We start from the raw sequence: 14,608 nt of genomic DNA on the forward strand, positions 1-14,608 counted from the left end.
GATCAAAATAAAAAGGAGATGACAAAATGAATTCATTAACATCAGCACAAGTACGTCAAATGTATCTTGATTTCTTTAAAGAAAAAGGTCACGACATTGAACCAAGTGCATCACTTGTTCCACATGAGGACCCATCTCTTTTATGGATCAACAGCGGGGTGGCAACTCTTAAGAAGTATTTTGATGGGCGAGTCATTCCAGAAAATCCACGTATTACCAATGCGCAAAAGTCAATCCGTACAAATGATATTGAAAATGTCGGTAAAACGGCACGACACCATACCTTCTTTGAAATGCTAGGAAACTTCTCTATAGGTGACTACTTTAAAGAAGAAGCGATTGAGTGGGCGTGGGAGTTCTTAACGAGTGAAAAATGGATCGGTTTTGACCCAGAAAAATTATCAGTTACGGTTCATCCAGAGGACAATGAAGCGTATGATTATTGGGCAAAGAATATCGGGGTGCCAGAAGAGCGCATTATTCGCTTAGAGGGGAATTTCTGGGATATCGGAGAAGGTCCAAGTGGTCCTAATACTGAGATTTTCTATGATCGCGGCCCTTCATATGGTGACGATGCAAATGATCCAGAACTATACCCTGGAGGAGAGAACGAACGTTACTTAGAAGTATGGAACTTGGTTTTCTCTCAATTCAACCATAATCCAGACGGTACATACACACCTCTTCCTAAGAAAAATATTGATACAGGAATGGGTCTTGAGCGTATGGTATCTGTTATTCAAGATACGAAAACAAACTTTGAAACAGATTTATTTATGCCAATCATTCAAGCAACAGAGCAGTTAACATCTGTGAAATATGGTGCTGATACTGAAACGGATGTAGCGTTTAAAGTCATTGCAGACCATGTTCGTACCGTAACGTTTGCAGTAGGTGATGGTGCGCTTCCATCGAATGAAGGCCGCGGGTATGTCCTTCGCCGCTTGCTTCGTCGTGCAGTACGTTATGCAAAGCTGATCGGTATCGATCGTCCGTTTATGTATGAGCTCGTGCCGGTTGTTGGGGAGATTATGGTAGACTTCTATCCTGAAGTTAAAGAGAAAACGGAATTTATCCAAAAAGTGATGAAAACAGAAGAAGAGCGTTTCCATGAAACATTAAATGAAGGCCTGGGCATTCTTGATAAAATTCTGGCTGAAGCGAAGGCTAAGAAGGAAGAAGTGATTTCTGGTTCTGATGTGTTCCGCCTTTACGATACGTACGGCTTCCCGGTAGATCTTACGGAAGAATATGTAGAAGAAAAAGGTTTAACGATTGATCGTGATGGCTTTGAGGTAGAAATGGAACAGCAGAGAAGCCGTGCACGAGCAGCACGTCAAGAATCTGGCTCTATGCAGGTACAAGATGAACTTCTAGGTGAGATTAACGCAGAAAGTACCTTTGTAGGATATAACCAATTATCAGCAGAAGGTACTGTAAGTGTGTTAATTGCAGGTAAAGAACGCATGTCAAGTGTACCAGCTGGAGAAACTGCACAAGTGATCTTAAGTACGACGCCTTTCTATGCAGAAAGCGGCGGACAAGTAGCTGATACGGGGACAATCATTGGCGAGGGAGTTATCGCGCGTGTAACAGAAGTAACAAAAGCTCCAAACGGCCAACACCTTCACACCGTAGTTGTTGAAGAAGGAGAGCTTAAGGAAGGCGTTACAGTGACAAGTTCGGTAGAGGAAACCTCTCGTATCGGCATTGTTAAAAACCATACAGCGACTCACTTGCTTCACCAAGCGTTAAAAGATATTCTAGGAGTTCATGTTAACCAAGCAGGTTCCCTTGTATCAGAAGATCGTCTTCGTTTTGATTTCTCTCATTTCGGTCAAGTAACGAAAGAAGAGTTAACAAAAATTGAAGAAATCGTGAATGAAAAAGTTTGGAATGCCATTTCTGTAGATATCAGTGAAAAGAAACTTGCTGAAGCGAAAGAAATGGGCGCAATGGCGCTTTTCGGTGAGAAATACGGAGACACTGTACGCGTCGTACAAGTTGGCGATTACTCATTAGAGCTTTGCGGTGGTTGTCATGTTCGCAATACAGCAGAGATCGGATTATTTAAAGTTGTATCTGAATCTGGGATTGGTGCAGGCGTCAGACGGATTGAAGCGGTCACTGGGCAAGGTGCATATGAATTCATGAATGATCAGCTGCGTTTATTGACGACAGCATCTGAACTAGTTAAAGCGAAAAATGTAAAAGATGTTCCTGCAAGAATTGAAGCGATGCAGCAGCAAATTCGAGATCTGCAGCGTGAAAACGAATCATTATCATCAAAATTGGGCAACATGGAAGCTGGGAACCTTATTGATGAAGCAGTAGAAGTAAATGGTGTTAAAGTTCTATCTAAAGAAGTCAATGCAAGTGATATGGATGGACTTCGTGCGATCGTGGATAAGTTGAAGCAAGACCTTGATTCAGGCGTAATTGTTCTAGGTGCCGTTTCTGGTGAAAAAGTAAATCTTGTTGCTGGTGTAACAAAAGATTTAATTAGTCAGGGCCACCATGCAGGGAAACTTGTAAAAGAAGTAGCATCACGCTGCGGCGGCGGAGGCGGAGGCCGTCCTGATATGGCGCAAGCAGGCGGCAAAAAGCCAGAACAGTTAGCTGAAGCACTGGCTTATGTTCCTGAATTCGTTAAAACAATTTCCTAATTTGGCCAACTTCGTGTACAATAGAATAAGACAACCTTTTATGTACGAGAATTCGATATAAGAATTCAATAAAGGTAAAGAAAGAAAGAGGTGTTTGTGATGAGCTCTATGGACAAGACAATGCAATTTAACTTTCCTGATGATTCCGTTGATGTTGACGTCCAAGAGGTATTACTTTCGGTATATGAGGCACTTGAGGAAAAAGGGTACAACCCGATCAATCAAATTGTAGGTTATTTACTTTCTGGTGATCCAGCGTACATCCCTCGCCACAAGGACGCTCGTGCACTTATCAGAAAGCTTGAGCGTGATGAGTTGATTGAGCAATTGGTAAAGTCTTATTTGTCACAGCACCGTAAGGAGAATGAATGAGAGCTTTAGGACTTGATGTAGGCACCAAGACAGTAGGAATTGCCCTCAGCGATGAATTAGGGTGGACGGCACAAGGCATTGAAACCCTTCGCAGAAATGAAGAAGATCCAGAGAGTGACTTCTTGAAAATTGCCGAGCTAGCAAAACAAAATGATGTTGGAACCATTGTCATTGGACTGCCCAAAAACATGAATGGCACCATCGGCCCAAGCGGTGAGCGTTGCATGGAATTTGCAGACTCTCTTAAAGAGCATTTAGACTGTGAATTTGTGATGTGGGATGAGCGCCTTACAACGGTAGCTGCTGAACGAATGCTTGTAAGTGCTGATGTGAGTCGCAAGAAACGTAAAAAAGTAATTGATAAAATGGCTGCAGTTATGATCCTTCAAGGATATCTTGATCGAAAAGGAATGTAGCTTAAATAGAAGAGGTGTAGACATTATGTCACAAGAAGAAAAAGAACGTATTGTTATTCCTGATGAGAACGGTGATGAGCATCTATTTGATGAACTATTTAAATTCACTGTAGATGAAACAGGAAAAAGTTATATTTTAGTTACTCCAGTTGGGGATAATGACGATGATTCAGAGGAAGAAGTAGAAGTATTTGCTTTCCGTTACGAAGATCGTGAAGGCGAAGATAACGATATTGCTTTATTCGCAGTGGAAACAGATCAAGAATGGGAAATGGTTGAGGAAATGCTTAACACGTTCTCAGCAGAAGAGGAAGAGTAAGAATTAGTTTGCTCTAAATCAGAATAAGGAAAAGCCCTTTTGCCAAAGCTTAGCAAAAGGGCTTTTTCATGTGTTCAGACATTCTTTGTTTTGTCACAATATAGAGGTTTTTCGGCTATCAAATAATTTGTTTACTGACATATTGCAGAATTATAGTATAATGATACGGTGGAAGGGGGAGAACGATGTCTGATTCCAACGAAAAACCACGAAATGATTTATATGAAGAACGGGTATCAGAGGCGAAAGTAGTTCGCAAAATCGTCTTTTATAGTGTCATTGGACTTGCTGCAATGGCGTTAATAGCCATAATTAGTGGTTATTTTTATTTTAGTAATGCATTAGGTCCGGTAGATTCAGGAGAAGGGGAAACGGTTGAAGTAACGATCCCGATTGGGTCATCGTCTACGCAAATCGGACAAATCCTTGAAGAAGAAGGACTTATTAATAACGGAACGATTTTCAGATATTACGTACGTTACAAAAATGAATCTGGATTTCAAGCAGGTACGTATGCCTTGTCTACTTCAATGACTATGGATGAAATGATTCAAGAGTTAAAAGAAGGACGTGTCATTGAAGAGCCTGAGTTAATCTTCACCATTCCTGAAGGCAGATGGTTAGAAGATGTAGCTGTTATGATTGCGAATGAAACGGGTCATGAGGCAGAAGAAGTCATGTCTGTACTGAATGACGAAGAGTACTTAGAAGAATTAATTAATCGTTTTAGTATGCTGACAGATGATATCTTACAAGACGATATCCGCTATCCTCTTGAGGGTTATCTATTCCCTGCTCGTTATGACTTTATGGAAGCTGAACCTAGCATTCAAACGGTGATTGAAGCGATGCTTAGCCGTACGCAGGAAATTATTGATCAGAACATGGCTGCGATTGAAGAAAGCGATTATTCAGTACACGAGATTTTAGCGCTTGCTTCCATTATTGAAAGAGAAGCACAAACGTCTGAGGACCGTTATAAAATTGCAGGAGTCCTTCACAATCGACTTGATGAAGATATGAGACTTGAGGTTGACCCAACAGTTGCTTATGCGATTGGAGAGCACAGATATATGACTACCTTTGCTGACCTTGAAGTACAGTCTCCATATAATACGTATCGTAACACAGGGATCCCAATCGGGCCGATTGCAAACCCTGGGGAAGATGCGATTAAAGCGGCAATCAACCCAGAAGATACAAATTATTTATTCTTCTATGCGCGTTATAACGGAGAGGTTATTTACAATGAAACATATGAAGCACATAACCGGACTCATCAGCAGTACCGAGAGGAATGGGTAGAGGCTGCACAAGACGAGGGTGAGACAGAAACTGAGACAGAGTAGGACAAGCAGAGGGGGATGTGGCAGTGGCACTCCCTCTCTTTCTACGTCCAAATAAGAGGTAGAAAGAAGTGGAAGACGTGATTAATAACCAAGTTGAAAATTATCTAAAATCACTTGTCCCAAATAGAACCCAATTAGTTATGGAGATGGAAACGTACGCCAAAGAACATCAAGTGCCGATTATGGATTTAGTCGGGATGGAGAGCCTGCTTTGGCAGCTTAAACTGATTCAGCCAGAACGTATCCTTGAAGTCGGGGCAGCAATTGGCTATTCAGCGATCCGAATGGCACAAGAGCTGCCTAATGCAACTATTATTACGATTGAGAGAGATGAAGTACGCTATAAACAAGCGGTGGCAAATATTGAAAAAAATGAGTTGTCTGACCGAATTGAGGTACGATTTGGAGATGCACTTGATTTAGCTCAAATACTTGAATCAGAGCCCCTTTTTGATGTATTATTTATTGATGCCGCAAAAGGGCAATATCAACGTTTTCTTGATCTATATGGGAAAATGATCAAGCCAAATGGTGTTGTTTTTTCTGATAATGTTTTATTTAGAGGCCTAGTTGCCGAAGATGAAATAGAAGAAAAGCGATTACGCTCAATTGCTAGGAAATTAAGAACATATAACGAGTGGTTAATGCAGCATCCTGACTATGATACGAGAATTTTACCGGTCGGAGATGGGCTTGCGATAAGTATTAAGAAATAGAAGTACAGGAGGGTGAGAGTGACATGAGTAAAAAGCCAGAATTACTATGCACGCCGGCAGATCTAGAAGCAGCAGAACGCTTATTTAAAGCAGGTGCTGATGCGGTCATCATCGGTGAAGAACGTTACGGGCTTCGTCTAGCAGGGGAATTTACAAGAGACGATATCAAAGCTTGTGTGAAGCTTGCGCATGATGCAGGCAAAAAAGTGTATGTGGTGATGAATGCACTTTTTCATAATGACAAAGTAGGGGAACTAGCAGATTACATTGCATTCTTAAAAGAGGCGAATGTGGATGCGATTGTGTTTGGGGACCCTGCTGTTTTAATGACAGCAAGAGAAGTGGCTCCTGATATGAAGCTGCACTGGAATACAGAAACAACGGCAACGAACTGGTTTACAGCAAATTACTGGGGACGTAAGGGAGCAAAACGTGCTGTGTTGGCACGTGAGCTTAATATGGATGCCATCGTTGAAATTAAAGAAGAAGCGGATGTTGAGGTTGAGGTTCAAGTACATGGCATGACATGTATGTTCCAATCAAAACGTACGCTAATCGGCAACTATATGAAGTTCCAAGGAAAGAATCTAGCTGTAGAACGTACGGGTCAATCTCGTAATATGGTGTTATTTGATGAAGAACGTGATGCAAAATATCCTATTTTTGAAGATGAAAATGGGACGCATATTATGAGCCCTAATGATATTTCTATTATTGATGAGCTAGAAGAGATGATTGATGCTGGAGTGGACAGCTTTAAGATTGAAGGAATCTTAAAATCAACGGAGTATATGGAAGAAGTAGTAGCGGCGTATCGTGCGGCGATCGATTTATGTGTTCTAGACCGTGATGCCTATGAAGAGAAGAAAGATGAGTTTGTTGAACAAATCGAAGCAATCCAGCCAGCTAACCGTAAGTTAGATACAGGATTCTTCTTTAAAGAAACGGTTTATTAAGGAGGGAATATGATGCAGACGATTGCTGAAACAACAAAAGAAGGCAAGCGTATTATCGTGAAAAAGCCTGAGCTTCTTGCTCCGGCAGGAAGTTTAGATAAGCTGAAAGTCGCTGTACATTACGGTGCAGATGCTGTGTATATCGGAGGCCGGGAATTTGGCCTGCGCTCTAATGCAGACAACTTCTCAATCGATCAAATGCGTGAAGGTGTACAGTTTGCAAGTAAATACGGGGCAAAAGTATATGTTACAACGAATATCTATGCTCATAATGAAAACATGGACGGGCTTGAAGAATACTTGCGTGACTTGCAGGATGTTGGTATAACAGGGATTATCGTTGCTGATCCATTGATTATTGAAACCTGTAAGCGAGTGGCACCTAAAGTAGAGGTGCACCTTAGCACACAGCAATCTCTTTCTAACTGGCTCGCTGTGAAGTATTGGAAAGAAGAAGGCTTACACCGTGTCGTTTTAGCTCGTGAGGTCAGTTTAGAAGAAATGCTTGAGATGAAGAAAAATGTGGATATTGAAATTGAAACATTTGTACACGGAGCAATGTGTATTTCATACTCAGGACGTTGTGTATTAAGTAACCATATGACTGCACGTGATTCAAACCGTGGAGGCTGCTGTCAATCATGCCGTTGGGAATATGATCTTTACGAAACGAATGAGGACGGGGAAAAAGCATTATTTAACCCAGATGATGCAGCTTATACGATGAGCCCGAAAGATTTAAACCTTGTTCAAGCCATTCCTAAGCTGATTGAAGCAGGAATTGACAGTTTAAAAGTAGAAGGACGTATGAAATCTATCCATTACGTAGCAACTGTAACAAGTGTGTACCGTAAAGTAATTGATGCCTATTGTGCGGATCCTGAGAATTTTGTTATTGATAAATCTTGGTTAGATGAACTTGAGAAATGTGCTAACCGTGATTTTGCACCTCAATTCTTTGAAGGCAAGCCGACGTTTGAAGAGCAAATGTATGGAACGCATCCAAAGCGTACGAAATATGATTTTGCTGGTCTTGTGCTTGATTATGATGCGGAGACAAGCATGGTAACATTACAGCAGCGCAATCACTTCAAACCTGGTGATGAGATCGAGTTCTTCGGTCCAGAAATTGAAAACTTTGTCCAAACAGTAGGAACGATTTGGAACGAAGAAGGCGATGAGATTGATGCAGCAAGACATCCGCTTGAGATCGTTCGTTTCAAGGTAGACCGTCCGGTTTATCCTCAGAATATGATGCGTAAAGAGGTACGATAAATGGTGAAGAAACCGATAGTGATTGGTGTGGCAGGCGGAACAGGTTCTGGTAAAACCACTGTCGCAAAAGAAATTTTTCAACAGTTTAATGAGCAGTCTATTGTGTTAATCGAACAAGATGCGTATTATAAGGATCAAAGCCATCTTGCATTTGAGGAACGTCTTCAAACAAACTATGATCACCCTTTTGCTTTTGATAATGATTTATTACTTGAGCACCTGCAGCAGCTTGCTCGCGGTGAGGGGATAGAGAAGCCAGTTTATGATTACAAAGCACATACACGCTCTGATGATGTTATTGTGATCGACCCAAAAGACGTAATTATTGTTGAGGGTATTTTGATTTTAGAAGACGAACGCCTTCGTGATATGATGGATATTAAATTATTCGTCGATACTGATGCTGATATTCGTATTATCCGCCGTCTTGTTCGTGATATTAAAGAACGCGGCCGCTCGATTGAATCAGTAATTGACCAATATACAACGGTTGTAAGACCTATGCATCTCCAATTTATTGAGCCAACAAAGCGTTATGCGGACGTAGTCATTCCAGAGGGTGGCCAAAACCGTGTCGCAATTGATCTAATGGTGACAAAAATTCGCACAATTATTGAAGAAAAAGCCATTTTGTAATAGCATAAAGAAAGCGAGGTTCCATAGACCTTGCTTCTTTTTCTACATATGTATAGAATTTCTTATTTTAGATGGGAATACTATATACAACTGATATTGGATATATGACGAGGAGTGAAAGTCAATGGCAGAAGAAAAAAAGCATTATATGACTGAAGATGGAAAGCGTAAATTAGAAGAAGAATTAGAATTTCTTAAAACAGAGCGACGTAAAGAAGTCGTTGAGCGTATAAAAATTGCCCGCAGCTTTGGTGATCTATCTGAGAACTCTGAGTACGACTCAGCAAAAGAAGAGCAAGCTTTCGTTGAAGGACGTATTGCTCAGCTTGAAAAAATGATTCGTAACGCGGTTATGATTGAAGAAGAAGCAGGTTCATCTCATGCTGTATCATTAGGTAAGCGTGTTAAATTTATTGAACTTCCTGATGGAGATGAAGAAGAGTATACAATCGTAGGTAGTGCAGAAAGTGATCCTGCAGAAGGTAAGATCTCAAACGATTCACCAATGGCACAAAGCTTACTAGGACGCTCTGTAGGAGATAAAGTAACAGTTAACACTCCTGCTGGTGAAATGAAAATTGAAATCTTAGAAATTAACTAAGCAATGAAGAAAACCGCCTCTACGGGCGGTTTTTTGTTTTTTAATATGTTTTATTGATCCAATACTTGTTTTGCTAGCTGAATGACCGTCATATCATCCATTGGCGGATTATGCAGACCAAACCGGACATCCCGGTAGTAACGTTGCAGAGGATTATCGTGAAAGAGACCGCTTGCTCCGGCCACCCGCATTGCTTGGTCTACAACATCGTTGGCCGAATTAACTACCATCATTTTAACGGCAGCAAGCTCCGGCTTCATGAATGATCTTTCTTCTTGTGATGAATTATCCCATTTTTTAGCTACCGAGTAAAGAAAATGTCTGCTTTGCATCAGCTTCGCTTCATTTTCTCCAATGCGCTGCTGCACATTTTGCAGCTCACTTATTGTGCCTGAAATACTATTTGGCGAATACGTTTTTGCGAAGTTGATCGATTCTCTCTGAGCAGCTTCAGCAATGCCTAAGTAGCATGCAGGTATATGCAAAAGCCAGCCCATCGCCGGTTTTTCTTTTTTTGAAAGCCGCTCGACTAAGAAACGGTTAGGTACTCGCACGTTTTTTAAGAGGAGGTCGTGACTGCCTGTAGCACGCATTCCAACGGTGTTCCAGGTTTCTTCAATAATTATGCCCGTACTCTCACGTGGGACTAAGAAATTTGCTGTACCCTCTTCATATTCTAAAGAGGCTGTGACAATGAAATAATCAAGTACAGGAGCCATTGTCGTGAATGTTTTCTTTCCTGAAATCACCCACTCTGTGCCGTCTTTCACAGCAGTCGTTTGCGGTTTGCCCCCTCGGGTAGGACTTCCTGTATCAGGCTCAGTTGCCGCAGCATTAATTAATTTGCCGTGATGGAATACCTCCTCACAAATCTCTTTATAAATGTTTTCGTTCCACTTATTTTGTTCTCCTAAATTCTTAATGATTCCCATATGCCAGCCAATGGATAAAGCCGTAGCCCCGTCACCCTGTGCCAACAGTTGCTGTAAGCGCACAAGTTCGTATAATGTTATCTCAGCTCCCCCATATTTCTTTGGCACGGTCAAACTTGTGTAACCTATCTGTTTTAGTTCTTCTATATTTTCTTTTGGGAAGCTTGCATCTAGATCATGAGCTGCAGCTCGTTTACAAAATCGTTCTACAAAAGGTTTTAATTCTTTTATACGCTCATCTGTTTGGTGTAAGTTACTACCCACAACTTGACCTCCTTGTTCAAATAAACTTATAAACAGAATACGCAAAGCTTTCATAAAACGCAAAAAAACAACCTTGCCTGTTCGGAAAAATGTGTTCTTTTCAAATAGGTCGCATGGTCGTAAAAAAATATGTAGAATATCGGAAGTGCCACATTACTTTGCTAACATTTGATAGGATAGGAAAAGTGGAAGGTGTGTACCATCACGAAAAAGATGAAAATACTTCCTTAGACATAGTCGCCTTTTAGGGAGAGATTTTGTATAATACTATTCATAGATGATCCATTTAGTAGTTGATAGTTTAAGAGAGAGGAAGTGGAAACTGTGCAAGGAACACGTTTTGAACATCGAAAAAAGAAGCGTATGAATACAATTTTAAATGTAGCTATAGGACTCGTAGTCGTCTTAATTATTGTGTTTGCAGCGCAAATATTCCTCGGCTCTTCTAATACAGAAGAAGCAGCACTTGAAATAGATGATGAATCTGAAGAAAATGTAGAAGTTGAAACAGAACCTGAAGCAACGGTTGACCCGGAAGAAGTAGCTGATTCACCTGAGGAAGCACCTGATGAGGAAGCATTAGAAGAAGATGAAGACGAAGAAGGCACAGAAGAGGATGAACTAGAGCCGGTTGAAGACGGCGATTGGGAACCGGTTGGTACAAACCAATCAGGAGAGTTCTCACATGACTTTACGAAGGGCGGTCAAAACTGGAATGAAATGGAACGAGCTCTTCGTTATGCTGCAGGTCTTGGCGATGACATGATCGTATGGCGTATCGAAAATGGCGGACCTACTTCTGTTGTCGGGACAGTAAGTGGACCAACTGAGCAAACGACCCCATATCAAATCCAGCTTGATTGGGTAGATGGGCAAGGCTGGATGCCTGTTTCAAAAGAACAATTATCACAAAACCCTTATCGCAGAGGGTAACGTGGAAGTGGCTGTCCAATTTTTGGGCAGCCACTTGCTTTATATACGTTTAATTAATCGGTTTGACACACTCCGCTTCATCATTTCTTGGGTTATTAACGATAGTTGAAACTTGGTCAGCCATCATGGGATCAGATTGATAAGGGGAGAGTAATTGTTTTACTTTTGCTAAATTTGACTCAGTACTAAGCCAAGTCGAGTAGTCTTGCTGCTTCAATATGACGGGCATTCTGTCATGTAAGCCAGACATGAGCTTATTAGGTTTTGTAGTTAGAATCGTACAGCTGTATATAGCATTATTCTTCTCATCTACGTATTTTTCCCAAAGGCCGGCCAGCCCAAATAGCTGCCGATTTTTTAGAGAAATGAAATAAGGAACTTTATTGTTACCATCTCGCTTCCATTCATAAAATCCAGAACAAGGTATCAGACAACGTTTCTGTTTGAAAGGCTGCTTGAAGGAGGGCTTTTCATCAACGGTTTCCCCTCTAGCGTTAATCAGTTTGTACCCAATCTTTTCATCTTTTGCCCATCTCGGAATAAGGCCCCAGTGTAAATACCCTATTCTCCTATCACCATTTTCTCCCTGAATAATGGAAAGTATCTGACTTTGAGGGGCTATATTATAGCGAGCAGAATAATCACTAGGAACGTCATTCATAAATTTAAATTCTTCTTGCAGCTGCTTTCTACCGCTAAATAAAGAGAAACGTCCACACCTAATATCCCTCCAATATCCATCCGTTTCTAACAAGTATAACCAAGTATCCCTGCATGGATCTTAATTAGAATCCTGCACTATGTAAAAATGAGTAGTCAAAGACCCCTCGATTGAATATGATAGTGATAACTCCTTATTTGTAATTATTATAAATAATAATCTTTATCAATTAAAACCATGACTAAATTATGGAAAACATTCTTCAATCACTGATTACGGGAGGGGTTTAATTGGACGCAGTTAAGGCGGGAGGCTGCTCAAGTTGTGCTCATATGGAAAAGTGTTACGGAACAGAAAGCTGTCAACTTAAAAAGAACAAAATGAAATTCGTAGAAGAACATTTAGAGTTAACATTAGCACTTATAAGCGGCAGTATCATCATTATGGCTTGGTTACTGCAAAGATATGAATATCCAGCGCTCTCGGTCGCCCTATTTTTAAGTGCCTATGTCATAGGGGGCTATTTTAAAGCTAGGGAAGGCATAGAAGATGCACTATCTAATAAAACTTTGAATGTAGAGCTTTTAATGATCTTCGCTGCAATCGGTTCAGCCTTCATTGGTTATTGGGTGGAAGGCGCAATTTTGATCTTTATTTTTTCTTTAAGCGGGGCTCTTGAAACCTACACGATGAATAAAAGTCACCGAGAAATTTCATCCCTTATGGACTTACGACCTGAAACAGCGACTGTTTTGGTCAATGGGAAAGAACGTAAAGTAGGGGTAGACCATTTAGTGATTGGTAATTTCGTACTCATAAAACCAGGGGAACGTATACCAGCCGATGGGAAGATTGTTAAGGGTACATCGATGATTGATGAAGCAGCGTTAAGCGGTGAAGCGCTTCCTCTTCTTAAAACAGTAAATGATGAAGTATTTACAGGTACAGTAAATAAAAATGGCTTAATTACCATTGAAGTAACGAAAAAAAGCGAGGAGACATTGTTCCAAAAAATTATAGAACTTGTACAACAAGCGAAAGAGGAAAAAACACCTTCCCAGCAATTTATTGAGAAATTTGAAGGTCCTTATGTGAAAATTGTTCTGCTCATTGTAGGATTAATGTTATTTTTACCTCATTATATTCTTGGATGGAGTTGGAGTGAAACATGGTACAGAGCCATGGTGATGCTTGTTGTAGCTTCACCCTGTGCTCTAGTGGCTTCAATTATGCCGGCTACATTATCAGCGATATCGAATGGAGCGCGTAAAGGAATTCTATTCAAGGGCGGTGTCCATCTTGAAAGCTTAGCAGCACTTAAGGCCATTGCTTTTGATAAAACAGGTACATTAACAAAGGGAAAGCCTTCTGTAACGGATCTTTTTATCCGCCCAGGTTTAGATAAGGAAGTATTTTTACAAAGTGTGTATATAATTGAAAAGCAATCGACCCATCCATTAGCGGAGGCTGTTGTTCATTATGTGAAGGATCATAATGTGAAAGATAGGGGCATTCATTCAGCACTCTCTGTTGATTCTATGCATGAAATCCCAGGGTGTGGGGTAGAAGCTAAGATAAACGATATTCCGTGGAAAGTGGGGAAGCGTAGTTTTATTGGGGATTCTTTGGCCGGCTCTTTTTACGGAAATGAAGCAAATAGACTTCAAGAGGAAGGGAAAACTCTTGTGTATGTGGCAGATGATAAGGGGGTAGCTGGACTGTTCGCTGTCCAAGATACGTTGCGTGAAACGACAAAAGAGGCCGTGAAATCATTCAAAGACCAAGGGCTTTATACGATTATGCTCACTGGAGATCAGGCGGCAACAGCTGCCGCTGTGAAAGAAATGACTCAGATTGATACAGTGGTGGCAGGCTGTTTACCTGAAGGGAAAGTAATGGAAATCAAAAAGCTTAAAGAAAAGTATCACACTATTGCGATGGTCGGGGATGGAATTAATGATGCACCTGCTTTGGCTGCGGCAAATATCGGAGTCGCAATGGGAGGAGGTACTGATGCTGCGATTGAAACGTCTGATATCGTTTTAATGAAAAACGATTTATCAAAAATTGCTGAAGCTGTTCGTTTATCGAAACGAATGAATCGAATTATTAAACAAAATATTGTTTTTTCGATTGCTGTTATCGCATTGCTCATTATCTCTAATTTTATGGGGCATGTTTCGCTTCCTCTAGGGGTGATTGGACATGAAGGCAGTACCATTCTTGTGATCTTGAATGGTTTGAGATTATTACGAGGATAATCTTTCTAAGCATGAGTCTTATCTTGTGTATCAGAATGTACAACAATATCCCACATTAAACCAGTTTATCTTTTGGATTTTGAGGGAACATATCACTAAGCACACAGATAAGAGAGGATGATAAAAATGCTTAGAACAATTTTAATGATTATTGGTGCAATTGTAGTTATTTCTTTAATTATGTCATTACTGTAAGAATGATTTATTAAGTCTCCTTCTTAATACAGAAGGGGACTTTTTTCATGTTGTGG

At 40.7% G+C, this 14,608-nt stretch carries 14 protein-coding genes; 12 read left to right on the forward strand and 2 right to left on the reverse strand.

Annotation, left to right across the window (positions count from 1 at the left end; genetic code table 11):
- Positions 1-26: 26 nt before the first annotated feature.
- From alaS to greA, 10 genes are all read left to right on the forward strand, one after another.
- Positions 27-2,666, forward strand: a complete 2,640-nt coding sequence (alaS, locus tag PQ478_RS04250; protein ID WP_289235918.1) for an alanine--tRNA ligase — start codon at positions 27-29, stop codon at positions 2,664-2,666.
- 99 nt (positions 2,667-2,765) lie between these two features.
- A complete protein-coding gene (locus PQ478_RS04255; protein ID WP_012957793.1) occupies positions 2,766-3,038 on the forward strand; it encodes an IreB family regulatory phosphoprotein in 273 nt (90 codons plus the stop codon).
- On the forward strand, positions 3,035-3,454 hold the full coding sequence (gene ruvX, locus PQ478_RS04260) for a Holliday junction resolvase RuvX (protein ID WP_289235919.1): 420 nt from the start codon (positions 3,035-3,037) through the stop codon (positions 3,452-3,454). The genes PQ478_RS04255 and ruvX overlap by 4 nt, the downstream gene beginning before the upstream one ends.
- Positions 3,455-3,479: 25 nt before the next feature.
- Positions 3,480-3,773 (forward strand): DUF1292 domain-containing protein, encoded by a 294-nt coding sequence (locus PQ478_RS04265; protein WP_075683095.1) that lies wholly within the window; start codon positions 3,480-3,482, stop codon positions 3,771-3,773.
- Between the two features lie 185 nt (positions 3,774-3,958).
- Positions 3,959-5,122: an endolytic transglycosylase MltG gene (mltG, locus tag PQ478_RS04270; protein WP_289235920.1), complete on the forward strand. Its 1,164-nt coding sequence runs from the start codon at positions 3,959-3,961 to the stop codon at positions 5,120-5,122.
- A gap of 77 nt (positions 5,123-5,199) precedes the next feature.
- Positions 5,200-5,838 (forward strand): O-methyltransferase, encoded by a 639-nt coding sequence (locus tag PQ478_RS04275; protein WP_289236934.1) that lies wholly within the window; start codon positions 5,200-5,202, stop codon positions 5,836-5,838.
- Between the two features lie 23 nt (positions 5,839-5,861).
- Entirely contained in the window at positions 5,862-6,794 is a 933-nt protein-coding gene (locus PQ478_RS04280) for a peptidase U32 family protein (RefSeq protein ID WP_289235921.1), read from the forward strand.
- 12 nt (positions 6,795-6,806) lie between these two features.
- A complete protein-coding gene (locus PQ478_RS04285; protein ID WP_012957799.1) occupies positions 6,807-8,069 on the forward strand; it encodes a peptidase U32 family protein in 1,263 nt (420 codons plus the stop codon).
- A complete protein-coding gene (gene udk, locus PQ478_RS04290) occupies positions 8,070-8,705 on the forward strand; it encodes a uridine kinase (protein WP_289235922.1) in 636 nt (211 codons plus the stop codon).
- Between the two features lie 124 nt (positions 8,706-8,829).
- A complete protein-coding gene (greA, locus tag PQ478_RS04295; protein WP_022626542.1) occupies positions 8,830-9,306 on the forward strand; it encodes a transcription elongation factor GreA in 477 nt (158 codons plus the stop codon).
- 50 nt (positions 9,307-9,356) lie between these two features.
- Here the strand turns inward: greA and PQ478_RS04300 are convergent, their stop codons facing one another.
- Positions 9,357-10,502 carry an acyl-CoA dehydrogenase family protein gene (locus PQ478_RS04300; protein ID WP_289235923.1) on the reverse strand — a complete coding sequence of 382 codons (1,146 nt, stop codon included), beginning with the start codon at positions 10,500-10,502 and terminating at the stop codon, positions 9,357-9,359.
- A gap of 315 nt (positions 10,503-10,817) precedes the next feature.
- On the opposite strand from PQ478_RS04300, the gene PQ478_RS04305 reads away from it, so the two are divergent.
- A complete protein-coding gene (locus PQ478_RS04305) occupies positions 10,818-11,435 on the forward strand; it encodes a YrrS family protein (RefSeq protein ID WP_289235924.1) in 618 nt (205 codons plus the stop codon).
- Positions 11,436-11,484: 49 nt separating this feature from the next.
- On the opposite strand, the gene PQ478_RS04310 is transcribed toward PQ478_RS04305, so the two are convergent.
- On the reverse strand, positions 11,485-12,189 hold the full coding sequence (locus PQ478_RS04310) for an SOS response-associated peptidase (protein WP_289235925.1): 705 nt from the start codon (positions 12,187-12,189) through the stop codon (positions 11,485-11,487).
- Positions 12,190-12,428: 239 nt separating this feature from the next.
- Between PQ478_RS04310 and PQ478_RS04315 the strand changes: the two genes are divergently transcribed.
- Positions 12,429-14,357, forward strand: coding sequence for a heavy metal translocating P-type ATPase (locus PQ478_RS04315; RefSeq protein WP_289236935.1), 1,929 nt, complete (start codon positions 12,429-12,431; stop codon positions 14,355-14,357).
- The last annotated feature ends 251 nt before the right edge of the window (positions 14,358-14,608 follow it).

This window comes from Alkalihalophilus pseudofirmus (assembly GCF_029094545.1).
GTDB classification, from domain to species: Bacteria; Bacillota; Bacilli; order Bacillales; family Bacillaceae_D; genus Alkalihalophilus; species Alkalihalophilus pseudofirmus.